Genomic DNA, 25000 nt, shown 5'->3' with positions numbered 1-25000 from the left:
GCCTCAGCCGTCCGTCCGGATCCAGAACCGGAGCTTTCCCCCGCGCTGGTCCTCCAGTTTCCCGCCCGCCGCCTCGATCACCTTGCGCGAGGCGGTGTTGTCGGTGTCGCACGTGACGAGGACGGAGTCGATGGCGAGCGCACGCGCCACCGGCAGCGCGGCGGTGAGCATGGCCGTCGCGTGGCCCCGGCGGCGGGCGGTGGGTCGGACGGCGTAGCCGATGTGGCCGCCCAGCTCCCGCAGGAACGGGTTGAGCCGGTGGCGGATGGCGAGACGGCCGAGGAACGTGTCGCCGTCGACGTACCAGAGGGTGGTGCAGGGCACCCAGCCCGCGATGCGCGGGGTCTCCTCCAGCGGTTCGGCGTTGAGCCGCGCGCAGTACGCGGCGAAGACCTCGGGGCGGTGCCAGGTCGCCGCGTACTCCTCCATCTCATGGATGAGCAGGGAGCGTTCGTCGGCGCCTTCCTCGACGAACTCCCCCATCGCGTCGAGGAAGGAGGCATGGACGCGGACGTCGGGAGCGATGAACTGCGGCATCGCCCCATTGTGCCGCCGGCACGCAGGAACCCGGCCAGGATGGTGGTCCGTGGCCGGGTCCGTGTCGTTCGGTGCGACGGCTGTGGTGGGCCGTGCCGGGGTCAGTTCACTTGACCTCGGTGAGCGGCAAAGCAGCTTCTTGCCGGCCGCGCCGATCTGGATCTGTGTCCATCTGCGGCCACAAGGATCCGAAGAGGGCAGCCCGCTCTTCGTTCACCTCGCCGACGTCCGGCACGGGTGGAAGACGGCAGACCTGACCATCATCGAAAGGCAGTCCATCGTTCTCCGGTACGGACTGGACTGGGGCTACGACGAGATCGGGGCCAGTCACGGCGTGCGCAAGCAGTCCGCGCAGCAGGCAACGGAGAGGGCAGTCGGCAAGCTGGCGGCCCACCTGAACGGCGAACCGTACATGGACGGTTACGATAATGAAGATCCCCTGGAGGAATCGGCATGATCATCTCCACATAACGTAGAGGGGGACCATGGGCTTCATCCGTAAGACCATGTCGGTCGGAACGCTCGGGGCTGTGGACTTCCGCTCCGACAAGGAGCGGTCCGCCACATCCGCGAAGGCAACCAAGAAGCGCCAAGCTACAGACCAAACTTCTGAAGCAGCAGACGAAGCTTCTGAAAAATGAACGGATAGCGCGCCCAAGAGCCCTCGGCCCATCGGCGGAGGGCTCCTGCGGTTCTCGAAACGGCGGCTTCAGTCGGTCAATCCGACCCGCTTGGCCATCTCCATCAAGTCGGGCCGAGTCCTCTGGTGCATGACGAAGAGAACCCTGAGTACCTCACGACTCATGGGGTGCAGCTCGGTCATCTCGGGCGCCACCTTGAAGGCCATCTTCAGGGATTCTTCTGCCCCCGCCACCTCACCCACGGCCAATCGGGCTCGCGCGACGTCGATGTGGAGTCGTGCAATCCTGCTCGGCTTCAACCCCGCGGGGGGCTTCTTCAGGAGGGGCGCCGCCATGGTGACCGCACGATCGGGTTGTTCCAATTCGATGTGTGCTGCCAGTTCGTACAGCGCGGTGTTTCCCGTTCCGAAGGTCAAGTTGTGCAGGAGCGCATCCCCTGTCTGAGGCAGTTTCGTCGCCAGTTCACGCGCCCGAGCAAGGTGAGCTTCGGTGGCAGCTGCATCCTTGTGCCGAGATGCGAGCACCACTCCGCGCAGGTGAAGCGAGCCGAGGATGACCGCACTGGACGCGGCATCGGTGCCCATGCGCTCGTACGTGACGATGGCCCTGTCCACGATGGCGAGCCCGTCGTCATAGTGGCCGGCGGACTGATAGGTACCCGCCTCATTCCATGATGCGGCGGCTTCCGCGTCAGGATTCCAAGTCTGGTGAGCCGCCCACTGCTGACGCGAGACGATCATGTCCGCAAGGTCGGGCTCCCCGAGCCGGTGAGCAACTGCGTAAGCGCAACCGTAAAGGTCGGCCACCTGCCCCCACGCGACAGCGTCACCGCGTGCCACGAAAGCGGTCGCAGTCGCTTGGCCAAGGAGCTTCGGCAGGATGTCGAGCAAGTCAAGGTACTGGGCCTCTGACCGCAGGTGGGCGGCCCTCTTCAGATCGACCGCCAGCGTCTTGGGATCCGGTGCGTCCTCTCTGGGAAGGGTGTGCCGACGCACAGCCGTCCGCAGCGAGTCGAGCCTTTCAGCCTCAGTGCGTGGCCGGTCGCGGAAGGGCTGGCCGTAGATGCGGGCGTTGGTGATTCTCATGGCTTTCGCGCAAGCCGATGCCACAGGCGGCGTGACGGGCCGAAGCCCCGTCTCGATCTTGCTGAGGTAGGAAACGCTCAGCCCCGCGGCCCGACCTAGCTGAGCCTGCGACATCTTCCGCGCCTTGCGCAGTACGGCAATGTTCTCACCAGCGCTCTTGCTCTCCATGTACCCCACCTTCCCACTGCCAGCAGGAGCGATCCCTCAACGGGAGCCGCGTGAACTCCCGTTGTGCAAGTTCTGTGCGAACTGATCTTGGTCGAGCGCAGTTCACTGTTACAGAAGGCGATCGAGCGAGTAACTGGAGTGACGAGGCGATCGTCCTGAACTGCTAAGTCCAGGCAAGGGGTTCAGAGTGAGTATCGAGTCACAGGCGCGAGCGGACACCGAGACTTCCAGATCCAGCAGGGCCGAGAACGCGGGCACCAGCACGCCGCCGGGCATACAGTCGTACGCAGTCGACTTCACGACGATCTCGCACACGGTGAAGCAGGCTCTCGCAATTCGTCTTGCGCTCCCCGCGCGATCGTGGGTGGACTCGACGACGCAGAAGCTTACCGAGCACCTGGCCCTCTTGATCGAAGGCGACGTCTGGAAGGTCGAGACCCCCCAGTCACGCCTGATCCTCAAGAGCGCTCAGGAGTTGCTGAGGGGTGCTCGGCCCGGCGAGGGCACGCCCCCCCGGGTTCGCCTACGACCACATGCGCAAACTGGCCCTGGCCACCCGCACGACCGCCGCTTTCTACCAGCTCCGCGAGCGGGACCGCGAAAGGGAGGCGCCGGCCCTGGGGGGGCGAGAGATGAGCCCCCGCGCGGAACAGATCATCTACGTGGCGACGCTGAGCCTGCTCGGCGGCACTCTTTTGCTGGCGGTGTTGCGCGGATGGTGACCCGTTTCCCAGGGGCCCGCCTGCCCCGCACGCCCGCCAATACCTACGCCATCGAAGTGCACCCCCGGGATGTGCGGGTCGGGGACAACGTCCGCCTGGGCGGCGTCTACCACCGGATCAGGGACATGAGGGCTGTCGGCCACGGCGGCGAGAAAGTTCTGCTTTTCGACTCCCGCGCTCCGTGGCGCATGGCTCGATCTCACCTCGTCTTCCGTCCGGTGGAGCCGCCCCTGGAAGGTGGGCGGCCATGACCGGCGCTCGGGTCTACTTTGCCACCGTGGTGGGTGAGGGGCCGGCCAACGGAACGGTGCACCGCGTCTTGCTCGGCGCGCGAGAAACGGCCTCACCGGAACGTGCGCTTCGTTGGCTGCGTGCGCAGGCTCGGCGGATTGCCGATGGTCTCGATCCTGATCCGGGCATGGCTTGGATGCCCCGAGCCTCGATCGTTCCCGTGGTGGGCCCCGGCCCGGACGCGCCTGCCGTGCTCCGTGTTTGGTGCAGCGACCTCACCATGCAAGAGAAGGCGCGAATCCACCTCGCCTCGGGGAAGCCGTTCACGCTCACCGTGCACGACAGCTCCGGCCGTTACACGCTGAGCGCGATCCCCCGCCTCGAGCACGTAACAGCCCCCACTCGCCCTCACCTTGGCCGCCAAAGGCATCGGAAGCCCCGGAAATGGTTCGACATCTTCCGGCGCCCCTCTCGGCTCCCGAACACTGCTACGGCTCTCAGCAGCCCCCGAACTCCGTACTGGTCGCACCTACTAACCATCGGCGGGGACGGTCGCCGGCACGGATGCCGCCCAGGTCGTCACATTCACGGTTCCCCCCGGTGACGACCCGGGCGGGCACACTCCACAGCAACGAAAGGCCACCATGAAATCGCCCCTCCTGACCGCCGCCGCTCTGACGGCCGCTGCGGCCGGAGTCGTACGGCTCTACCAGGAACGCGCGCAGCACCGAGACCGGATGCGTCTTTGTACGGTCAAGATGCATCATCGGATGATGAGGGATGAGTTCGCCCCCGACATCGCGGAGCTGTTCCCCTTCCTTAACAGCCTCGAAGAGGGCGCCCGGCGGCGCTTTCTCCACTGCAACTCGCGCGTCACCTTCTGGGCGCTGCAACTGCGCCTCGGGCTGGTGAGCGAGAGCGGACTCTCGCGGGTCGCGTGGGACTTCATGACCAGCCCGCACGCACCCTTCTACTGGGAGCGCTCGGCGTTCGCCCACCGATGGGAAGCAAGCGGCAAGGTGCTCGACCTCGTGAACATCCTTGACGACGCCTACAACGAAGCGATCCGCGATGCGCGGGACCTGTCCGAGTCCGGCGACTTGGTCGGCGCGGGCGCGTAGGGCACCCCAAAGCCCCTCGCCAGCGCGCGCGGACGCTCGCGAGGACGACAGAACCGCCCCGCCTTGGTCGGACCGGGGCGCGCCCCGTGGAGTACGGCCGGAGTTTCCCCCCGATCCGGTCACCGGACGGGGTGGGCTTGGCCCCGCCGAGCCCACCCCCGCCCAACAAATCTCCGCCGACAGCCTCGAAGGAATGAACGAATTGGTCAGCTTCAAACGCACGGTTGGCACCGCCGGCGCTTCGGATGGGATGTCCGTCCGCACAGACACATCGTCCAAGGCTGCGACACCCGACCCTAATGGGAACCGTGCCCAGCGGCGCGCGGCAGCCAAAGGGGTCAAGAAGGACAAGTAGGCGGCCCAGCACCCAGACTCCTGTTCCGGGAAGCCCGACACGGGCTTCGGGAACGGGCGAGCAAGGCCCCGGCCGCCATCGAAGCGCCCAAGGACAGCTTGGCCTTCGGTCCGGATTCCGGGCAGATCAGCAGGACTCACTAGAAGAGGAGTGCTACATGAATGCCAGTCAGGTCATCGACCGCCCGTTCGGGCTGGCCAGGGCCATCCCGGTACGCCCCGTATCGGACCCGTACCCGGCCCTTGCCCTCTGCCCGGAACGGCAGATCAGCGTGACCGTAGCGGACGGCCAGCCGTTCATCTACGCCCCCTCGATGGCTTCGCAGCTCACGACGACGGCCCAGACCACGGAGGACAGCCAGCTCGACGAGGAGACCGAGAACGACACCGACTGACCGGCGGATGACGGAGCAAAGGAATTGATCGATGACTGTCCTGGTTCTGACTCAAGCGCGCGATTCGACCGCTGACCTGGTGATCGCAGAACTCAATGATCGAGGTATCCCGGTTCACCGCCTCGACCCCGGGGAGTTTCCTGGCAACCTGGTCATGGCGGCACGCATCGGCCCCCAGCAAAACGTCTGGGGCGGCGGCTTGCGCGGCGAACACCGGTACTTGGACCTCAGTCGAGTCCGCTCCGTCTACTACCGACGTCCGTCAGAAGTACGCAGCCACCCCGACGTGTCGGGGCAGGATGCGCCGTGGGCGACCGCCGAGGCCCGTGCTGGCCTCGGCGGTGTGCTCGCAGCACTGGAATGCACCTGGCTGAACCATCCTCGGCGGAACGCAGCCGCAGGCGTCAAGCCCGTCGCCCTTGCGACAGCAGCCCGGTGTGGCCTGAGTATCCCCGCGACGCTCATCACCAACGATCCGGCCGAAGCCCGCGCCTTCATTGAGAGCCTGCCCGGCCGGGTTGCCGCGTACAAAGCCCTGGGAAATCAGGGCCCCAGCGGCATCGACGGCAAGCCTTATGCGCTGTGGACCACCGAGGTCCGTGCTTCGGAGATCACGGACAGCGTCAGCCTCACCGCCCACCAGTTCCAGGAGTGGATCCCGAAGACGTACGACATCCGTCTGACGGTGGTGGCTGATCAGATTTTCGCGGCGAAGATCCACAGCGCCTCGGAGGTCGCACGCATCGACATCCGTACGGACTACGACAGCCACACCTACGAGCCCTGCGACGTGCCGGGCCCAGTCGCCATGGGCGTTCGCGAGTTACTGGGCGTCTTCGGCCTCCATTACGCCGCCCTGGACTTCCTCGTTAGTGAGAGTGGGGAGTGGCACCTGATCGACGTGAACCCGAACGGGCAATGGGCGTTCGTCCCGGAGCTGCGCACCCCCATCACCCAAGCCCTAGCTGACCTACTGGAAGGCACCCATGACCATCACCGCACCGTCCGCTGAGGACCTGCGACGCATGATGACAGACCAGCTCATCGCCACAGGGGCCTTGCGTTCCGCATGCTGGATTGAAGCCTTCTCCGGCGTTCCCCGTCACGCGTTCGTACCCGAGTTCACCGTGCGAAGCCAGGGAGGCAAGCACAGGTACGACCAGGAAGACCCGATGTGGCTCACCGCCGCCTACCAGGACACCTCGCTGTTGACGCAGTTTGACGAAGTCGGCGTCGCCACCAGTTCTTCGACGCGCCCCTCCCTCATGGCCACGATGCTCGAAGCCCTGGACGTGGTCGACGGCAATCGCATCCTGGAGATCGGCGTAGGTACTGGATACAACGCTGCCCTGCTTTCTCACCGTCTCGGCAGCGACCGTGTGGTGTCTCTGGATGTCGACCCTGATCTTGTGACTGCGGCACAGATTCGTCTCGGGAAAGTTGGCTACGCCCCCAGGCTGATCGCCGGGGACGGCATGGCCGGCTGCCCCGAGCACGCCCCGTACGACAGACTGTTGGCCACGTGCGGTGTCGGCCGCATCCCGGACGCATGGCGAGAGCAGGTCTGTCCCGGTGGCGTCATCGTCGCCAACGTGGGTTATGGCATCGCACGCCTGAGGGTTGACCGCGACGGCCGGGCGAGCGGGCAGTTCCTGCCCGTAATGGCGGCCTTCATGGGGGCCCGATCGGACACCGACAGCGTGAGCGCCACAGCCCAGCAACTCACCAGGATGCTGATCAACCGGACCGGCAGCACTCGGGAGATTAGTCTCCCCATGAGCCTCGGGGCCGAGATGGCTCAATTCCTGCCGGACCTCGTCCACCCCACGGTCAAGACCATCACTCTGAAGAACGACGCAGGTCACGAGACGCACTGTCTGTGGGAGCCGTACACGTCGTCCTGGGCCCGCATCACCCTGAGCGACGTCCGCACGGCACAGCTCGAACACGGAGGTCCCCGCGACCTCTGGGCCGAGCGTGAGCCCCTACTCACCCACTGGGTGAGCGCCGGCCGCCCCAGCATCGACCGCTACGGCCTGACGGTCGACGCGGTCGGGGCTCATACCCTCTGGCTCGATGGGCCGACAAACAAGGTGGGGGCGCTCCAGGCGCTCTGATAACGCTCACCCGCCCCTTTCCCCTCCGTCACGCAGAGGAAAGGGGCGCGGCTGCGTCGACTCTCGACGTCAGGCGCCTCAGGTTGCCGCTGGAAGGCCGTCCGTCCACTCGATGGCGCTTAGTGCTTAGTGAGACCTCCGGATCCCTCCGTGGAGCGGGAAGGGGCGTTCCAGGCGTCTGGGCAGGCTTCACAGCTCGCCGCCTCGTGCCGAGGTCACGCAGGATCGCATCCCGTTCGACCTCCGTCGCCCCTTCCAACGCCTTCGTCAAGCGTTCAACGATTTCTCCGGCCATGGCTACGTCGCCTGGTCGGCGGGCTGCTTGACGCTCAGCGGCAGTAGCTTCTTGCCGCTCTCGCTCAGTTGTGGCCAAGTGTCGAACTGCGGGCAGACCCCGCAGTCGAAGCACGGCGTCCAGCGGCAGTCCTCGACCTCGGTCTCGTCCAGCGAGTCCTGCCAGTCCTCCCAGAGCCAGTCCTTGTCGAGACCGGAGTCCAGGTGGTCCCAGGGCAGGACCTCCTCGTACGTGCGCTCCCGTGTCGTGTACCAGTCGACGTCCACGCCGAACGCGGGCAGCGTCTTCTCGGCGCACCTGATCCAGCGGTCGTACGAGAAGTGCTCGCGCCAGCCGTCGAACCGGCCACCGTCCTCGTACACCGCGCGGATGACCGCGCCGACGCGCCGGTCGCCGCGGGAGAGCAGGCCCTCGACGATGCCGGGCTTGCCGTCGTGGTAACGGAAGCCGATGGAGCGGCCGTACTTCTTGTCGCCGCGGATCTTGTCGCGCAGCTTCAGCAGGCGGGCGTCGGTCTCCTCGGCGCTGAGCTGCGGCGCCCACTGGAAGGGGGTGTGCGGCTTGGGCACGAAGCCGCCGATGGAGACGGTGCAGCGGATGTCGTTCTGGCCGGAGACCCGGCGTCCCTCGGCGATGACGTTGACGGCCATGTCGCCGATCTGGAGGACGTCCTCGTCGGTCTCGGTGGGCAGGCCGCACATGAAGTACAGCTTCACCTGGCGCCAGCCGTTGCCGTACGCCGTGGAGACCGTACGGATCAGGTCCTCCTCCGAGACCATCTTGTTGATGACCTTGCGCAGCCGCTCGGAGCCGCCCTCGGGGGCGAAGGTCAGGCCCGACCTTCGGCCGTTCCTGGTCAGTTCGTTGGCCAGGTCGACGTTGAACGCGTCGACGCGGGTGGAGGGCAGCGAGAGCCCGATCTTGTCCGCCTCGTAGCGGTCCGCGAGCCCCTTGGCGACGTCCGCGATCTCGCTGTGGTCGGCGGAGGAGAGCGAGAGCAGGCCGACCTCCTCGAAGCCGGTGGCCTTCAGCCCCTTCTCGACCATGTCGCCGATGCCGGTGATGGACCGCTCGCGCACCGGGCGGGTGATCATGCCGGCCTGGCAGAAGCGGCAGCCGCGGGTGCAGCCGCGGAAGATCTCCACGGACATCCGCTCGTGCACGGTCTCCGCCAGCGGGACCAGCGGCTGCTTGGGGTACGGCCACTCGTCGAGGTCCATGACGGTGTGCTTGGAGACCCGCCACGGGACGCCGGAGCGCTTCGGTACGACACGGCCGATCCGGCCGTCCGGCAGGTACTCGACGTCGTAGAAGCCCGGTACGTACACGCCGCCGGTCCGCGCGAGCCGGAAGAGCAGTTCCTCGCGTCCGCCGGGGCGGCCCTCGGCCTTCCAGGCGCGGATGATCTCGGTGATCTCCAGGACCGCCTGCTCGCCGTCGCCGATGACCGCGCAGTCGATGAACTCCGCGATCGGCTCGGGGTTGAAGGCCGCGTGGCCGCCCGCGAGGACGATGGGGTGGTCGACGGTACGGTCCTCCGCCGCCAGCGGGATGCCCGCCAGGTCGAGGGCGGTGAGCATGTTCGTGTAACCCAGCTCCGTGGAGAAGCTGAGCCCGAAGACGTCGAACGCGGAGACCGGGCGGTGCGCGTCGACGGTGAACTGCGGCACGTTGTGCTCGCGCATCAGCTCTTCGAGGTCCGGCCAGACGCTGTAGGTGCGCTCGGCGAGGACGCCCTCGCGCTCGTTCAGTACCTCGTAAAGGATCATGACGCCCTGGTTGGGCAGCCCCACCTCGTACGCGTCGGGGTACATCAGCGCCCAGCGGACGTCGGTGTCGTCCCACTCCTTGACGGTGGAGTTGAGTTCACCCCCGACGTACTGGATCGGCTTCTGCACATGCGGGAGCAGAGCTTCGAGCTGTGGGAAGACCGATGTGACAGGCATCACGGAATCTTTCGTGGACCGACAGGATGAACAGACCGGCGGGATGAGTGGACAGTGGCCGACCACCCAGACTAACGCGGCCGGAAGAGCCCGCCGTCCGCTCGCCCGCTCATCCGTGGGGCCGCGCTCCGAGCCGGGCCCGCAGCGCCGGGTCCGAGGCCGCCTCCCACACCTGTGGCAGTTCGCGCTCCCGCTGCTCGGCCCGGCTCTCCTCCTGCCCGTACAGCAGCCCCCAGGTGAACGCCGACTCGCCGGCCGCGTGCGCACCGACCGCGAGGTCCCGCAGCACCTCGCGGGCCACGACGCTGTCCTGGTGGTCGCCGAGGACCGTCTGTACGGCCTTGATCCGCCGCGCGAACCGCTTGGCGGGCTTCCCCAGGGCGGGGACGGCCGCCTCCGCCGCGTAACGGGCCCGTTTGGCGGCCTTGCGCGCGTCGTGCAGCGCCAGATCGCGCCCCTCGCCGGGTTCCATGGCGAGCGCGCCGTCGACCCGCTCCGCGAGACGGTCGTACGCCCGGCCGATGCGCGCCGGGAGCACCTTCTCCGGTGCCTTCGCCGCGGCCGGCCGCAGGGGCGGGGCCGCGAGCAGCGCGTCGAGCGTGGCCAGCAGGGTCAGATAACGCTCGCTGTCGAGTACGGCGACGGTCCTGGCCCGGGAGCCGGTGCGGCCGCCCGCGGTCCAGATCCGCAGCCGCGCGCGGACCGGGCCCAGCAGCAGGGTGCCGGGCACGCCGTCGACGAGGCCGGCCAGCCGCTCGCTCAGCACCTCGTGGTCGCGGTCGACGCCCAGCTCGGCGGCGAGCCACTTCAGCTCCGCGCCGACGGGGTCGGTGACGGTCCGGTCCAGCACCTTGCGGTGGGTGCGGAACGTGGAGCGCAGCCGTCGGGTGGCGACCCGGAGCTGGTGGACGGAGTCCGGCAGGTCGCGGCGGACGGCGGGGTCCTGGGCGACGATCGCGGTGAACTGGGTGCGCAGATAGGCCAGGACATGGTCCCCGGCGGTGGCGGGCGCGTGCGGGGTCCCGTCGGCCCGCCCCGCGGCCGGGCGGCCTTCCGCCGTCCGGCCGCCCGCCGCGAGGGCGCGGGCGAACTTCGAGGGCGCGGCGGCCGGGCGCAGCCCCGCCTCGCGGAGCTTCTTCTCGACGGCGTCCAGGACCGCGGGGTCCGCGTCGTCCGCCAGCTCCACCTCGACCTCGGTCCACGCGGTGTCGGCGCGCCGGTGTCCGGTCCCGGGCAGGCGCCGCGCCCGTACGGTGTCGACGGCGACCTCGGCGAGGGGCGCCCCGCGCCCGTCGAGCAGGAGGCTCACCTCGCGGGAGGTCCGCAGCCGTACGACGGGGATCAGCTCGGCGTCGCGGACGCGGGAGCGGACGAGCCCGGCCAGCTCGGGCGGGAGGGTGTCGGAGAGCGGCGCCCTGATCTCGTCGCGGATGCCGGTGGCGACGGGGAACTTCAGGTGCCAGCCGGCGTCGTCGCCGCCGGTCCTGCGGCGCAGGGTGAGCGCGTCTGTGTACAGCCGCAGGGCGGGGGTGTCGTAGTAGACGGCGTCCAGCTCCTGGACGCCCCGGGCCCGGACCGCGGCGACGTTCCCGACCCCGGTGAGGTCCGGCAGTGCGGGTGGTTCGTCGGTGTCGGGGCGCTCGGGGAGTTCGTACTTCCGTTCGATCTCACGTTTACTGTCCGCCATGTACCGAATTTAGCCGTAAGGGGTGCCTCGCGGCACCCCCTGCGACATGGCCGGTCCACACGGGTCAGGCCGTTATCGGCCGCTGCACCCGGATCGACTGGAGCAGCCCTACCGCTATCCACACGGCGAACATGGACGTTCCTCCGTACGACACGAAGGGCAGCGGCAGCCCGGCCACCGGCATGATGCCGAGCGTCATGCCGATGTTCTCGAACGCCTGGAACGAGAACCAGGCGATGATCCCGGCGGCCACGATCGTCCCGTACAGCTCGGTCGTCTCGCGGGCGATCCGGCAGGCGCGCCAGAGGATCACGCCGAGCAGGAGGAGGATCAGCCCGGCGCCGAGGAAGCCCAGCTCCTCGCCCGCGACCGTGAAGACGAAGTCGGTCTGCTGCTCGGGCACGAACTGGCCGGTGGTCTGTGAGCCGTGGAAGAGCCCGGTGCCGGTCAGTCCGCCGGAGCCGATGGCGATGCGCGCCTGATTGGTGTTGTAGCCGACGCCCGCCGGGTCCAGCTCCGGGTTGGCGAAGGCGGCGAACCGGTTGATCTGGTACTCGTCCAGCACCCCGAGCGCGGCGACCGCGACGGCGCCTGCCACACCCGCGCCGACCAGGCCGAGGATCCAGCGGTTGGAGGCGCCGGAGGCGAGCAGCACGCCGAGCACGATGACCGCCATGACCATCACCGAGCCGAGGTCGGGCATCAGCATGACGACGGCCATCGGCAGCACGGCGAGGACGAGGGACTTGGCGACGGTGCGGTGGTCGGGGTGGAGCTGGTCCCCCGCGTCCACCCGCGCGGCGAGCATCATCGCCATGCCCAGGATGATCGTGATCTTCACGAACTCGGAGGGCTGGAGGGTGAAGCCGCCGCCGATCACGATCCAGGAGTGGGCGCCGTTGATGGTCGCGCCGAGCGGCGTGAGCACCAGCACGACCAGCAGGACGGAGAACCCGTACAGCACCGGTACCGCGCCGCGCAGAGTGCGGTGGCCGAGCCAGACCGTGCCGATCATCAGGGCGAGCCCGATGCCGGTGTTGAGGAGATGGCGGAAGAGGAAGTAGTACGGGTCGCCCTGGTTGAGGTGCGTACGGTTACGGGTCGCCGACCAGACCAGCAGGGAGCCGAGGACCGACAGGGCGAGCGCCGAGAAGAGCAGCGGCCAGTCGAGCCGGCGCATCATCGAGTCACGGGCCGAGAGTCTGGCCCAGGTCCCGCGCTCCGGACCGTAGCCGGAGACGGAGAAGCCGCTTGTACCGGCCATGGATCAGTCCCTCCGGCCCGGTGCGGCGGGCGGACCCGCCAGCACCTGCTCATCGGCCGGCAGTTCCTTCTCCGGCTCGTACGGCCTCACCTTGGGCGCGTCGATCGAGCCGTCCGGCTGGATCGTGGGCAGCGCGACCCGGGGAGTGGGCATGAGGGCCTTCGAGAGGTTCTGGTCGCCCTTGGCGTTCAGTCCGTACATCGCCTCGTATATCTTGCGGACGGCAGGGCCGGAGGCCCCGGAACCCGTACCACCCTGGGAGATCGTCATCACGATCGTGTAGTCCTTGGTGTACGAGGCGAACCATGAGGTCGTCTGCTTGCCGTAGACCTCGGCGGTACCCGTCTTGGCGTGCATCGGGATCTTGTCCTGCGGCCAGCCGCCGAACCGCCAGGCGGCGGAGCCGCGGGTCGCGACCCCGGCCAGGGCCTCGTCGATCTCGTCGCGGGTCTTCTTGTTCATCGGCAGCTTGCCGTGCGACTTGGGGGCGATCTCCTCGACCCGCTTGCCGTCGGGGCTGATGATCGCCTTGCCGACGGTGGGGTTGTAGAGGGTGCCGCCGTTGGAGATGGCCGAGTAGATCGTGGCCATCTGGATCGGGGTGACGAGGGTGTCGCCCTGGCCGATCGAGTAGTTGACGGAGTCACCGGCGCGCATCAGGTTGCCTTCGAGGCAGCCTTCGTAGGCGAGCTGCTGGACGTAGGTGCCGCCCTTCTTGCCCTGCTTGCACCAGCCGGCCTTGTTGGCCTCCCAGAACTTCTGCTTCCACTGGCGGTCGGGGACGCGTCCGGTGACCTCGTTGGGGAGGTCGACGCCGGTCTCCTTGCCGAGGCCGAACTGGTGGGCGGTCTTGTAGAACCAGTCGTTGGCGCTCTTCTTCGGCTTGGTGCCGCCGTCCTTCTGCCACTCCTTGTGGGCGAGGCCGTAGTAGACGGTGTCGCAGGAGACCTCCAGCGCCTTGCCGATGGTGATCGAGCCGTACCCCTTGGACTCGAAGTTCTTGAAGACCTGGCTGCCGACGTTGTACGAGCTGGGGCAGGGGTAGTTGCCGTCGAAGGGGTAGCCCGCGTTGACGGCGGCCGTCGACGAGATGACCTTGAAGATCGAGCCGGGGGCCGCCTGGCCCTGGATGGCGCGGTTCAGCAGCGGGAAGTTGGAGTTCTTGCCGGTGAGCCGCTTGTAGTCCTTGGCGGAGATGCCGCCGACCCAGGAGTTGGGGTCGTACGTCGGCTGGGAGGCCATCGCGACGACACGGCCGGTCTTCGCCTCCATGACGACGACGGCGCCGGAGTCGGCCTTGTAGTTCTCGTTGGTGTTGCGGTCCAGTTCCTTGCGGGCGGCCTTCATCGCCTCGTTCAGCTCGTACTCGGCGACGGCCTGGACGCGGGCGTCCATCGAGGTGACGACGTTGGCGCCGGGCTCGGCCTGGTCGGCCTGGGCCTGGCCGATGACCCGGCCGAGGTTGTCGACCTCGTACCGGGTGACACCGGCCTTGCCGCGGAGCTGCTTGTCGTACGTGCGCTCCAGCCCCGAGCGGCCCACCTGGTCGGAGCGGAGGTACGGCGACTCGGAGTCCTGCGCCTTGGTGATCTCCTCGTCCGTGACGGGCGAGAGGTAGCCGAGCACCTGGGCGGTGTTGGCGAGTCCCGGCGCGGGGTAGCGGCGTACGGCGGTGGGTTCGGCGGTGATGCCGGGGAAGTCCTCGGCGCGCTCGCGGATCTGGAGGGCCTGCTGGGTGGTGGCCTCGTCGGTGACGGGGATCGGCTGGTAGGGAGAACCGTTCCAGCAGGGCTGGGGGGTCTTCGCGTCGCAGAGCCGGACCTTGGAGATGACGTCCTGCGGTTTCATCTCCAGGACCTCGGCGAGATTGGTCAGGACGGCCTTGCCGTTGTCGTTCATCTTCATCAGCTCGGTACGGCTGGCGGAGACGACGAGGCGGGTCTCGTTGTCGGCGAGCGGGACCCCGCGCGTGTCGAGGATCGAGCCGCGGACGGCGGGCTGGATGACCTGCTGGACATGGTTGTTCTTGGCCTCGTCCGTGTACTCCTGGCCGTTGCGGACCTGGAGGTACCAGAGCCGGCCGCCGAGGGTGAGGAGGAGGGAGAAGACGAGGACCTGGATGACGACGAGCCGGATCTGGACCCGGGGCGTCCGTCCGGTCTCCGGGATGTTGCTCACTGCGATCCCCCACGGGCGCTGCGGACGGTACGAGCGGTACGGGCGGACGGTGCCGCCACCGGGGACGGTGCTGTCACAGGCGCTTGACCCCCTTGATCCGGCCGGCCCGCGCCGCGCGGTTACGGGCCGCCCTGACCCGCAGTCCGCCGCGCTGGCCGCCGATCCGCAGCCCCGTGCCGGAGCTGATCCAGCCGGAGGCCATGTCACCGGCGGAGCTCTCCCGGGACTCGGCGAGGGGATCGTTGTCGGCGCGTCTGGCCAGGGCCATGACGAGCGGGACGACGAAGGGGGCGAGCAGCAGGTCGTAGAGCACGGCGGTGAGGATCAGCCCGCCGAGGCCGACATGGCGGGCGGCGGTGTCACCGACGAGGGCGCCGACGCCCGCGTACAGCAGGGTGGAGCAGATCGCCGCGGCGACGACCGCGGTCATCGGGCCGAGCGCCGAGCGGAGCTGGCCCTTCTCGGGCCGGACCAGCCCGGCCGCGTAACCGATGACGCAGAGGACCAGGGCGTACCGTCCGGCCGCGTGGTCGGCGGGCGGGGCGAGGTCGGAGAGCAGACCGGCGCCGAACCCGATGAGAGCGCCGCCGACATGCCCGTACACGAAGGCCAGGGCGAGGACGACGAGGAGCATCAGGTCGGGTACGGCGCCGGGGAGCTGGAGCCGGGCGAGGACGGACACCTGGACGACGAGGGCGACCACGACCAGGGTGACGGAGAGCAGAATCCGGTTGAAGCGCATGGGGATCAGCCCTACTCCTGGTCGTCTGCCGCTTGGCCGTTGCCGTTGCCCGCGTCACCGGCATCGGCGTTCGCGGCGGCGTCGGGGTTGGCGTTCGGGTTCGCGTTGGGGTCGGCGCCGGTGACGGGTGCCGTGTTCCCGTTGACGTCGGGACTGCCCTCGGCGTCGGCGTTCATATTGCCGCCCGCGTCCGGTGACGGGGTGACCGTCACCGTAACGGTGGGCGTCGGCACGGGCTTGGCCTTGGGCGGCAGCACCGTGTCCCGCGGGTCCTCGCGGGGCGCCTCGACGACGACCCCGACGATGTCGAGCTTGGTGAAGCCGACGAACGGCCGCACCGAGAGCGTACGGGTGAGATCGCCGCCGGACGGATCCACCCGGACGACCTCGCCGACCGGCACACCGGGCACGAACGGCTTGTCCCGGCTCGATCCGAAGGTGACCAGCCGGTCGCCGTTGCGGATCTTCGCCTTGCCGTTGAGGAGCTGTACGGAGAGCGGCCGGTCGCCCTGGCCGGTGGCGAAGCCGAGTTCGTCGGAGCCCTCCATCCGGGTGCCGACGGTGAAGCCGGGGTCGTTGGCGAGGAGGACGGTCGCGGTGTTCGGGCCGACGGTGGTGACCCGGCCGACCAGGCCGTCCCCGTTGAGCACGGTCATGTCCCGCTCGATGCCGTCGTCCCGGCCCATGTCGATGGTGACGGTCCAGGAGAAGCCCTGGGCCGCTCCTATGGCGATGACCTGGGCACCCTTGATGCCGTACTGGCCGGCGCCGGCCCGCTGGAGCATCTTGTCCAGCTCGCGGACCTGGCTGCGGTTGCGGTCGTCGCTGCCGAGGCGCTGCTTGAGTTCGGCGTTCTCCCGCTCCAGGGCGGCGATCCGGGTGTGCCGCGAACCGGAGTCCCGTACGGCCCCTATGGCGTTGCCGACCGGGTTCACCGCTGCCGCGACACCGTTCTCCACCGGACCGAAGACCGTGGCGGCGGCCTGGCGGGCGCCGTCCACGGGGGAATCCTCACCGCCTCGGATGTCCACCGTGATCAGCGCGAACGCGATGGCGATCAGCAGCACCAAGAGCAGACGGCTCTCTCGTGTGTCCCTCACGTGCGGCGGCCGTGCCTTCCTCGTAGGAATGGGTGAAGCCTGTTGTGGGTGGTGCCTGTTTCGAGTGAAGCCTGTCGTGGGTGGTGCCGGTAATTCAACGATCCGCCGGACGGGAGGTCAGGCACCCGTTCGGCGGATCTTTGGTGGTTCCGTCACCGACGGGGCTGTGCGTCCAGCACCTGCTGGAGTGCTTCGAACTCCTCGACGCACTTGCCGGACCCCAGCGCGACGGAGTCGAGCGGGTCCTCCGCGATATGGATCGGCATGCCGGTCTCCCGGCGCAGCCGCTCGTCGAGACCGCGCAGCAGGGCGCCGCCGCCGGTGAGCACGATCCCGCGGTCCATCACATCGCCGGACAGCTCGGGCGGGCACTTGTCGAGCGTCGTCTTCACGGCGTCGACGATCGCGTTGACCGGCTCCTCGATGGCCTTGCGGACCTCCGCGGCGGAGATGACGACGGTCTTCGGCAGGCCGGAGACCAGGTCACGGCCGCGGATCTCGGTGTGCTCGTCCTTGTCGAGGTCGTACGCGGAACCGATGGTGATCTTGATGCTCTCCGCGGTCCGCTCACCGAGGAGGAGCGAGTACTCCTTCTTGATGTGCTGGATGATCGCGTTGTCCAGCTCGTCGCCGGCGACGCGGATGGACTGTGCCGTCACGATGCCGCCGAGCGAGATGACGGCGACCTCGGTGGTACCGCCACCGATGTCGACGACCATGTTGCCGGTGGCCTCGTGGACCGGGAGTCCCGAGCCGATGGCCGCGGCCATCGGCTCCTCGATGATGTGCACCTGGCGCGCGCCGGCCTGCGTGGACGCCTCGATCACGGCGCGTCGCTCGACCCCGGTGATGCCCGAGGGCACACAGACGACAACGCGCGGACGGGCGAGGTAGCGGCGCTTGTGGATCTTTAGGATGAAGTAGCGGAGCATGCGCTCGGTGATCTCGAAGTCGGCGATCACGCCGTCCTTCAGCGGCCGGACGGCAACGATGTTGCCCGGTGTCCGGCCGATCATCTTCTTGGCTTCCGAGCCGACCGCGAGAATGCCGCCTGTGTTGGTGTTGATGGCGACCACGGACGGCTCGTTGAGTACGATCCCGCGGCCCCTGACGTACACCAGCGTGTTGGCGGTCCCGAGGTCGACAGCCATGTCACGGCCGATGAACGACATGTGGTTCCCCATGAGGATGCGTCTGGCCTTCCCAAGCGTTGACGGCTTATCAGGATGGCGAGGTGGGTGCTGTGGCGTGGAGGCTTCCATCGTAGTGCCGTCGGAGCGACGGCGGCGCGATGGCCCACCTCGGTAACGGTGACGAAGTATCGGACCGATGCGTTCCCGGAAGTGGCCTGGATATACCCAAAGGCGACCGAATTCCTTCGGTCGCCCCAGGTGGTCAGCTCCGTTTGGCTGACACGAGGTCAGGAAAGTCCCGGGAAAAAGATCTTCAGTTCCCGAATGGCGGACTCCTCGGAGTCCGAGGCGTGGATCAGGTTCTCCCGGACGATGGTCCCGAAGTCCCCCCGGATGGACCCGGGCGCTGCGGCGATCGGGTCAGTCGGGCCGGAGAGCGCGCGGACGCCCTCGATGACCCGCTCGCCCTCGACGACGAGCGCGACGACGGGACCGGACGCCATGAACGCGACCAGCGGCTCGTAGAAGGGCTTGCCCTTGTGCTCGCCGTAGTGCTGCTCCAGCGTGTCCTGGTCGAGCGTGCGCAGCTCCAGCGCGATCAGGGACCAGTCCGCCTTGCGCTCGATCCGGCCGATGATCTCGCCGACGAGGTGACGGCGTACGGCGTCGGGCTTGAGCAGGACGAGCGTGCGCTGGCTCACTGTACGGGCTCCTTCTGTGGGGAATGCGGGATGCCGGGATCCGGGCCCCGGAGGCTGCCTAGAGGCTACAGGGCACCCCGCATCATCGGTTACGCAGCGTCAGCCTCTGCCGATGCCTGTGCGGCCCAGCGGGCCTTCGCCTCGTCGATCACCCGCCCGTAGTGCACCGAGGCCCACCACAGCGCCCCGAACAGCACCCCCAGCACGAACATCGCCGGGACCACGAAACCGCCCGCGAACAGACCGATCTGGAGCGCCCAGCCGAGCTGGACCCCGCCGGGGCGGGTGATCATCCCGCAGAGCAGCAGGGAGACCAGCATGGCGACGCCACAGACCGTCCAGACCGTCCCCACCGACAGGTCGTCCGACTTCATGGCGACCAGACCGGCGAACCCGATCACGAAGAATTCACCGATCAAGGTCGACGCGCAGAGCGTTCGCACGGAATTCAGCCCCTCTTCAGCAGCAGCCGGGCCTCGCCGACCGTGATCACGGATCCGGTCACCAGCACCCCGGCACCGGCGAACTCGGACTCCTCCTCCGCGAGCGTGATCGCCGCCTCCAGCGCGTCGTCGAGCCGCGGCTCGACCTGGACCCGGTCGTCGCCGAAGACCTCGACGGCGACGCCCGCCAGCTCGTCCACGTCCATCGCGCGCTCGCTGGAATTCCGGGTGACCACGATCTCCGTACAGATCGGCTCCAGCGCCTCCAGCACCCCCCGGACGTCCTTGCCGTCGCTCGACCCCACCACGCCGATCAGCCGGCTGAAGCCGAACGACTCGGTGACGCCCTCGGCCGCGGCGCGGGCGCCCGCCGGGTTGTGCGCCGCGTCCAGCACCACCGTCGGGGAGCGCCGTACGACTTCGAGCCGGCCCGGCGAGGAGACCGCGGCGAACGCCTTGCGGACCGTGTCCATGTCGAGCCGCCGCGCGTGCTGGGCGCCGATCCCGAAGAACGCCTCCACCGCCGCCAGCGCCACCGCCGCGTTGTGCGCCTGATGCGCCCCGTACAGCGGGAGGAAGACCTGCTCGTACTCCCCGCCGAGGCCGCGCAGTGTCAGCAACTGGCCGCCGACCGCGATCTCCCGGGCGACCACCCCGAACTCCATGCCGGAGCGGGCCACCGTCGCGTCCATGTCGACGGCCTTCTTCAGCATCACCTGGGCGGCGTCCACCGGCTGCTGCGCCAGGACGACCGTCGCGCCGTCCTTGATGATCCCGGCCTTCTCCGCGGCGATCTCGCCGGGCGTGGAGCCGAGCCGGTCCGTGTGGTCCAGGTCGATCGGGGTGACCACGGCGACCGACGCGTCGATGACGTTCGTCGCGTCCCACGTGCCGCCCATGCCGACCTCGACGACGCCGACGTCCACCGGGGCGTCGGCGAAGGCCGCGTACGCCATGGCCGTCAGCACCTCGAAGAACGAGAGCCGGTGCTCCTGCATGCCGTCGACCATCTCGACGTACGCCTTGATGTCCTCGTACGTCTCGATGAACCGCTCGGCGGAGATCGGGGCCCCGTCCAGACTGATCCGCTCGGTGATCGACTGGACGTGCGGGCTCGTATAGCGGCCGGTGCGCAGATCGAAGGCGCCGAGCAGGGCCTCGATCATCCGGGCCGTGGACGTCTTGCCGTTGGTACCGGTGATGTGGATGGTCGGGTAGGCGCGCTGGGGGTCGCCCAGCACGTTCAGCAGTGCCTCGATCCTGACGCGGGACGGGTCGAGCTTGGTCTCACCCCAGCGTCCCGCCAGCTCCTGCTCCACGGCGCGGAGGGCTTTGTCCACCTCGGGATCCTCGGGGCGGGCCGGCACGCCGTCGTCCTGCGCCGGCCCTGCCTGGGCGCGCAGCGTACGGCTGCCGGCCTCGATCACCGCGAGGTCGGGGTCTCGGTCGGTCGCGGCTGCGGTGATCTCGTCGAATTCATCGAACTCGTGGGACTCATCGAAATCGCCGCGGTCGCCGGGCTGGTCGGAAGGACGGTGCTCACTCACAGGGGCCAGTCTACGGAGGACCACCGACACCGACACCGGCGCGCCCCTCCCCCGGGCCCGCGTACGTCTTCCGTAGGCCTTCCCTACGCCTCCGGTACGACGGGAATCCCCCCGACCGGCACCGGTCGGGGGGATCCACGCACTGCTGTGGGGAACGTACGAGCGAGGGCGTCAGCCCTGCGGCAGTCCCGCCACCTGCGCGGTGAGACGCTCGATGTCCGCCTCGGCCTTGGCGAGCCGGCCGCGGATCTTGTCGACCACGTTGTCCGGCGCCTTGGCGAGGAACGCCTCGTTGCCGAGCTTCGCGATCGCCTGTGCCTTCTCCTTCTCCGCCGCGCCGAGGTCCTTCGTCAGGCGCTTGCGCTCCGCCTCGACGTCGATCGTGCCGGACAGGTCCAGCGCGACGGTGGCCCCGGCCACCGGCAGCGTCGCGGTCGCGTGGAAGCCGTCGCCCTCCGGCTGGAGCCGCAGAAGCTGGCGGATGGCCGCCTCGTGCGCGGCGAGCGAGGTGCCCGACAGGTCGAGCCGGGCCGGGACCTTCTGGCCGGGCTGGAGGCCCTGGTCGGCGCGGAACCTGCGGACCTCGGTGATCACCTGCTGGAGGTGCTCGATCTCCCGCTCGGCCGCCGCGTCGCGGAACCCGCTGTCGGCCGGCCACTCGGCGACGACCACGGACTCCTTGCCGGTGAGCGTGGTCCACAGCGTCTCGGTGACGAAGGGGATGACCGGGTGCAGAAGACGCAGGGTGGTGTCCAGGACCTCGCCGAGGACACGCCCGGAGACCTTCGCGGGCCCGCCGCCCTCGAAGAACGACGTCTTGGACAGCTCGACGTACCAGTCGAAGACCTCGTCCCACGCGAAGTGGAAGAGGGAGTCGGAGAGTTTCGCGAACTGGTAGTCCTCGTAGTACGCGTCGACCTCCGCGACCACGGCGCCGAGCCGGGAGAGGATCCACCGGTCGGTGGCGGACATGTCGGCCGGGTCGGGCAGCGGGCCCTCGACGGTCGCGCCGTTCATCATCGCGAAACGGGTCGCGTTCCAGACCTTGTTGGCGAAGTTGCGGGAACCCTGGACCCAGTCCTCGCCGATCGGGACGTCGACACCCGGGTTGGCGCCGCGCGCGAGCGTGAAACGGACCGCGTCCGTCCCGTACTTGTCCATCCAGTCCAGCGGATTGACGACGTTTCCGAAGGTCTTCGACATCTTCTTGCCGTGCTCGTCACGGACCATGCCGTGCAGCGCGATGGTGTGGAACGGCGGGGTGCCGTCCATCGCGTACAGGCCGAACATCATCATCCGGGCGACCCAGAAGAAGAGGATGTCGTAGCCGGTGATCAGGACCGAGTTCGGATAGAACTTCTCCAGGCTCCGGGTCTGCTCGGGCCAGCCCAGCGTGGAGAACGGCCACAGCCCGGACGAGAACCAGGTGTCCAGGACATCGGTGTCCTGCGTCCAGCCCTCGCCGGTCGGCGCCTCGTCGTCGGGTCCGACGCAGATCTGCTCGCCGTTCGGCCCGTACCAGACGGGGATGCGGTGGCCCCACCAGAGCTGGCGCGAGATGCACCAGTCACGGAGGTTGTCGACCCACGCGAAGTAGCGCGGCTCCATCTCCTTCGGGTGGATCGCGACCCTCCCGTCGCGGACGGCGTCACCGGCCGCGCGGGCCAGCGGATCGACCTTGACCCACCACTGCATGGAGAGCCGGGGCTCGACGGTCGTCTTGCAGCGGGAGCAGTGCCCGACGGAGTGCGTGTACGGGCGCTTCTCGGCGACGATCCGGCCCTCGGCCCGCAGCGCGGCGACGATGGCGCTGCGCGCCTCCATCCGGTCCAGGCCCTGGAAGGGGCCGGGGACGGTGATGACGGCGCGCTCGTCCATGACCGTGATGTTCGGCAGGTCGTGGCGGCGGCCGATCTCGAAGTCGTTCGGGTCGTGCGCCGGGGTCACCTTGACCGCGCCCGTGCCGAACTCCGGGTCGACGTGCTCGTCCGCGACGACCGGGATCGTACGGTCGGTGAGCGGCAGCTTGATCCGCCGGCCGACGAGGTGCGCGTACCGCGCGTCGTCCGGGTGGACGGCGACGGCCGTGTCCCCGAGCATCGTCTCGGCACGGGTCGTCGCGACGACGACGGAGTCGTCGCCGTCCCCGTACTTCAGCGAGACCAGTTCGCCGTCGTCGTCCTGGTACTCGACCTCGATGTCGGAGATCGCGGTGAGACAGCGCGGGCACCAGTTGATGATGCGCTCGGCGCGGTAGATCAGCTCGTCGTCGTAGAGCTTCTTGAAGATGGTCTGGACGGCCTGGGAGAGCCCTTCGTCCATGGTGAAGCGCTCACGGGACCAGTCGACGCCGTCGCCGAGGCGGCGCATCTGGCCGGAGATCTGCCCGCCGGACTCGGCCTTCCACTGCCAGACGCGCTCGACGAACGCCTCGCGCCCCAGGTCGTGCCGGGACTTGCCGTCCTTGGCCAGTTCGCGCTCGACGACGTTCTGCGTGGCGATGCCCGCGTGGTCCATACCGGGCTGCCACAGGGTCTCGTACCCCTGCATGCGCTTGCGGCGTGTGACGGCGTCGATGAGCGTGTGCTCGAAGGCGTGGCCCAGGTGCAGGCTGCCGGTGACGTTCGGCGGGGGGATGACGACGGTGAAGGGGGGCTTGTCGCTCTTCTCGTCCGCTTCGAAGTAACCGCGCTCCACCCAGCGCTCGTACAGCTTCCCCTCTACCTCGGCCGGCACGTACTGGGTCGGCAGTTCGGGGTTGCTGGCTGGCTGCTGCGCTGCGTTCTCGGTCACGGGGGTCAGTTTAGAGGTGTCACAGCGGTGCACTGAAATGAGTTGTCATGTAACGGTGCAGCCCCCGGTGGCCCGCGCAGTCGCCTCTTCCGTCAGGATGTCGGCAAAGAATAAAAATCGAGGGGACAGCGCACATGAGCTACAACCAGCCGGGCCCGTACGGCGGGCAGCCACAGCAGCCCGGACCGTACGGCCAGCCGGGCCCGTACGGCCAGCAGCCGCCGCAGGGACCTCCGCAGCCCGGCTACGGTTACCCGCCGCAGGCCCCCCAGGGCGTCCCGCCCCAGCAGCCCCCGTACGGCTACCCGCAGCAGGGCCAGCCGAACCCGTACGGCCAGCAGCCCCAGGGCCCCCAAGGGCCCTACGGCCAGCAGCCCCCGTACGGGGGTGGCGGCGCCTACCCGCCTCCGCCGGGCGCACCGAAGAAGAAGACGGGGCTGATCATCGGGGTCTCCGTGGTGGTGCTCGCGGTGATCGCGGGCGGGGCGTACTTCCTGACCTCGGGGGGCGGCGGCTCGGTCGCGGACGACGGCAAGAAGTACGAGCTGACAGCGCCGGCGACGGTACTGAACGGTGAGTTCGCGAAGGACGACGCCGCGTCGAGCGGAAACACCTTCACCGACAGCGACAAGAAGGAAGCCGAGGGGTGGGGCATCGCCGACCCCGAGCAGGCGGACGGCAGCTACAAGGCCGGCACGGGCACCACGACGAAGCAACTCCAGTTCAGCGGTGTCTACGGCACGATCGACGACCCGGCGGCGGTCGTCGACAAGATGTTCGCCAAGTCGACGGAGAAGTCGAAGAGCAGCGGCAGCAGCGACACCGGGAAGGTCGAACTCGTAGGCGAGCCGCAGGAGTTCACGCCCGCCGGGTTCGAGAACGGCATCATGAAGTGCCAGGAGATGAAGGTCGACCTGGGCACGGGCGCCACGACGGGCGCCCCCAGCAGCGTCTCCGCGCCGGTCTGTGTCTGGGGCGACCACAGCACCGTCGCATACGTGGTCTACACCGACGCGGCCGCCGTCCTCACCGGCAAGGGCATATCCCTGGAGGACGCGGCGGCGCAGGCCGCCAAGCTCCGTAACGACGTCCGCACCGAGATCAAGTAACCAGGCGGCAGCCCCGGGAAATACAGGCGCCCGGCCCGGTCCGACCGGCCGGGCGCCCCCGCCTCGCGTACATCGACCTCAAAGCCGCACCGAAACGTTCCCGACCGTGGCCAGTACGGTCAGTTCGCCGCCGATCGCCTGGAGATAGGCCGCCAGTGTCGAGGTGTCCAGGCGTACCCCTCCACGCTCGATCTGACTGATCCGGCCCTGTGTCACCCCCATCAGCCGAGCGACCTGGACCTGCGTCATGCCCTGAGCCTTGCGAAGGGCGGCAAGTTCATGGCCTCGTTCCGCATCGACCATCTCACGCTTGATCTCATCGATCCGGACGCGCTTCTCCGGAGGGATGTCACCGGTCAGGTCGGCCATATCGCCGAGTTTCATGTCGTGTCCTCCTTCAGAGCTTCGAGATACGCGGGGTACTTGGTGTCGGCCTCCTTGATCGCCTTTGGATACCAGGCCGCCCACCGGCGACCGCTGGCCTTGTTACTCGCGACCAGAAACACCGCACGCCGTACGGGATCGAAGACGAACAGCATCCGGATGCTGATCGAGGCGCCGCTCCGCGGACGGAGCTCGCGCATATTGCGGTACCGGCTACCCTCAACGGCTCCCACCGTCGGACGGCGCAGGGCCGGACCGCAATCCGGTAATCGTTCCAGGGCGGCGATCACTGATCGTGACTGCCGGG

22 protein-coding genes are annotated in these 25000 nt (G+C 68.5%); 7 read left to right on the top strand and 15 right to left on the bottom strand.

The window, feature by feature from the left end:
* Positions 1–3 precede the first annotated feature (3 nt).
* Positions 4–537, bottom strand: coding sequence for a GNAT family N-acetyltransferase (locus tag ACIQ7D_RS10930; protein ID WP_403935996.1), 534 nt, complete (start codon positions 535–537; stop codon positions 4–6).
* Positions 538–586: 49 nt separating this feature from the next.
* Between ACIQ7D_RS10930 and ACIQ7D_RS10925 the strand changes: the two genes are divergently transcribed.
* Positions 587–994 (top strand): hypothetical protein, encoded by a 408-nt coding sequence (locus tag ACIQ7D_RS10925; protein WP_403935994.1) that lies wholly within the window; start codon positions 587–589, stop codon positions 992–994.
* Positions 995–1246: 252 nt separating this feature from the next.
* On the opposite strand, the gene ACIQ7D_RS10920 is transcribed toward ACIQ7D_RS10925, so the two are convergent.
* Positions 1247–2431: a helix-turn-helix domain-containing protein gene (locus ACIQ7D_RS10920; RefSeq protein ID WP_403935992.1), complete on the bottom strand. Its 1185-nt coding sequence runs from the start codon at positions 2429–2431 to the stop codon at positions 1247–1249.
* 533 nt (positions 2432–2964) lie between these two features.
* On the opposite strand from ACIQ7D_RS10920, the gene ACIQ7D_RS10915 reads away from it, so the two are divergent.
* The 5 genes from ACIQ7D_RS10915 to ACIQ7D_RS10895 all read left to right on the top strand — a co-directional run bounded on the left by ACIQ7D_RS10915 (position 2965) and on the right by ACIQ7D_RS10895 (position 7371).
* A complete protein-coding gene (locus ACIQ7D_RS10915) occupies positions 2965–3153 on the top strand; it encodes a hypothetical protein (protein ID WP_403935990.1) in 189 nt (62 codons plus the stop codon).
* Positions 3154–4028: 875 nt separating this feature from the next.
* A complete protein-coding gene (locus tag ACIQ7D_RS10910) occupies positions 4029–4505 on the top strand; it encodes a DUF6082 family protein (protein ID WP_403935989.1) in 477 nt (158 codons plus the stop codon).
* A 512-nt stretch (positions 4506–5017) separates the two neighbouring features.
* Positions 5018–5254, top strand: coding sequence for a putative ATP-grasp-modified RiPP (gene tgmA, locus ACIQ7D_RS10905; protein ID WP_403935987.1), 237 nt, complete (start codon positions 5018–5020; stop codon positions 5252–5254).
* A gap of 31 nt (positions 5255–5285) precedes the next feature.
* Complete coding sequence (gene tgmB / locus ACIQ7D_RS10900; protein WP_403935985.1) at positions 5286–6266, top strand: ATP-grasp ribosomal peptide maturase; 981 nt, start codon at positions 5286–5288, stop codon at positions 6264–6266.
* Positions 6241–7371 carry a methyltransferase domain-containing protein gene (locus tag ACIQ7D_RS10895; protein WP_403935983.1) on the top strand — a complete coding sequence of 377 codons (1131 nt, stop codon included), beginning with the start codon at positions 6241–6243 and terminating at the stop codon, positions 7369–7371. The genes tgmB and ACIQ7D_RS10895 overlap by 26 nt, the downstream gene beginning before the upstream one ends.
* Before the next feature lie 297 nt (positions 7372–7668).
* On the opposite strand, the gene ACIQ7D_RS10890 is transcribed toward ACIQ7D_RS10895, so the two are convergent.
* From ACIQ7D_RS10890 to ACIQ7D_RS10840, 11 genes are all read right to left on the bottom strand, one after another.
* Complete coding sequence (locus ACIQ7D_RS10890) at positions 7669–9612, bottom strand: TIGR03960 family B12-binding radical SAM protein (protein WP_403935982.1); 1944 nt, start codon at positions 9610–9612, stop codon at positions 7669–7671.
* Positions 9613–9721: 109 nt separating this feature from the next.
* On the bottom strand, positions 9722–11299 hold the full coding sequence (locus ACIQ7D_RS10885; RefSeq protein ID WP_403935980.1) for a CHAD domain-containing protein: 1578 nt from the start codon (positions 11297–11299) through the stop codon (positions 9722–9724).
* A gap of 64 nt (positions 11300–11363) precedes the next feature.
* Positions 11364–12563: a rod shape-determining protein RodA gene (gene rodA / locus ACIQ7D_RS10880; RefSeq protein ID WP_403935978.1), complete on the bottom strand. Its 1200-nt coding sequence runs from the start codon at positions 12561–12563 to the stop codon at positions 11364–11366.
* Positions 12564–12566: 3 nt separating this feature from the next.
* A complete protein-coding gene (gene mrdA / locus ACIQ7D_RS10875; protein ID WP_403935976.1) occupies positions 12567–14741 on the bottom strand; it encodes a penicillin-binding protein 2 in 2175 nt (724 codons plus the stop codon).
* A 73-nt stretch (positions 14742–14814) separates the two neighbouring features.
* Positions 14815–15483 (bottom strand): rod shape-determining protein MreD, encoded by a 669-nt coding sequence (gene mreD / locus ACIQ7D_RS10870; RefSeq protein ID WP_403935974.1) that lies wholly within the window; start codon positions 15481–15483, stop codon positions 14815–14817.
* An 11-nt stretch (positions 15484–15494) separates the two neighbouring features.
* On the bottom strand, positions 15495–16583 hold the full coding sequence (gene mreC / locus ACIQ7D_RS10865) for a rod shape-determining protein MreC (RefSeq protein WP_403935972.1): 1089 nt from the start codon (positions 16581–16583) through the stop codon (positions 15495–15497).
* A gap of 152 nt (positions 16584–16735) precedes the next feature.
* On the bottom strand, positions 16736–17755 hold the full coding sequence (locus ACIQ7D_RS10860; RefSeq protein ID WP_329827104.1) for a rod shape-determining protein: 1020 nt from the start codon (positions 17753–17755) through the stop codon (positions 16736–16738).
* 248 nt (positions 17756–18003) lie between these two features.
* Positions 18004–18417, bottom strand: a complete 414-nt coding sequence (gene ndk, locus ACIQ7D_RS10855; RefSeq protein ID WP_385006565.1) for a nucleoside-diphosphate kinase — start codon at positions 18415–18417, stop codon at positions 18004–18006.
* Positions 18418–18506: 89 nt separating this feature from the next.
* Entirely contained in the window at positions 18507–18860 is a 354-nt protein-coding gene (locus ACIQ7D_RS10850; protein WP_403935970.1) for a DUF4233 domain-containing protein, read from the bottom strand.
* Between the two features lie 5 nt (positions 18861–18865).
* Positions 18866–20407: a bifunctional folylpolyglutamate synthase/dihydrofolate synthase gene (locus ACIQ7D_RS10845; RefSeq protein WP_403935968.1), complete on the bottom strand. Its 1542-nt coding sequence runs from the start codon at positions 20405–20407 to the stop codon at positions 18866–18868.
* A 171-nt stretch (positions 20408–20578) separates the two neighbouring features.
* Complete coding sequence (locus ACIQ7D_RS10840; RefSeq protein WP_403935966.1) at positions 20579–23200, bottom strand: valine--tRNA ligase; 2622 nt, start codon at positions 23198–23200, stop codon at positions 20579–20581.
* A 134-nt stretch (positions 23201–23334) separates the two neighbouring features.
* On the opposite strand from ACIQ7D_RS10840, the gene ACIQ7D_RS10835 reads away from it, so the two are divergent.
* Positions 23335–24309, top strand: a complete 975-nt coding sequence (locus tag ACIQ7D_RS10835) for a hypothetical protein (RefSeq protein WP_403935964.1) — start codon at positions 23335–23337, stop codon at positions 24307–24309.
* 78 nt (positions 24310–24387) lie between these two features.
* Here ACIQ7D_RS10835 and ACIQ7D_RS10830 read toward each other — a convergent pair whose 3' ends face one another.
* Both ACIQ7D_RS10830 and ACIQ7D_RS10825 read right to left on the bottom strand, forming a co-directional pair.
* Positions 24388–24693 carry a helix-turn-helix domain-containing protein gene (locus ACIQ7D_RS10830; RefSeq protein WP_403935962.1) on the bottom strand — a complete coding sequence of 102 codons (306 nt, stop codon included), beginning with the start codon at positions 24691–24693 and terminating at the stop codon, positions 24388–24390.
* On the bottom strand, positions 24690–24983 hold the full coding sequence (locus ACIQ7D_RS10825; RefSeq protein ID WP_403935960.1) for a type II toxin-antitoxin system RelE/ParE family toxin: 294 nt from the start codon (positions 24981–24983) through the stop codon (positions 24690–24692). The genes ACIQ7D_RS10830 and ACIQ7D_RS10825 overlap by 4 nt, the downstream gene beginning before the upstream one ends.
* Positions 24984–25000 lie beyond the last annotated feature (17 nt).

It is taken from the genome of Streptomyces sp. NPDC096310 (assembly GCF_044763125.1).
In the GTDB taxonomy this organism is placed as follows: Bacteria; Actinomycetota; Actinomycetes; order Streptomycetales; family Streptomycetaceae; genus Streptomyces.
The sequence above is the reverse complement of the archived record's forward strand: the minus strand, read 5'-3'. Positions and strand labels throughout refer to the sequence as shown.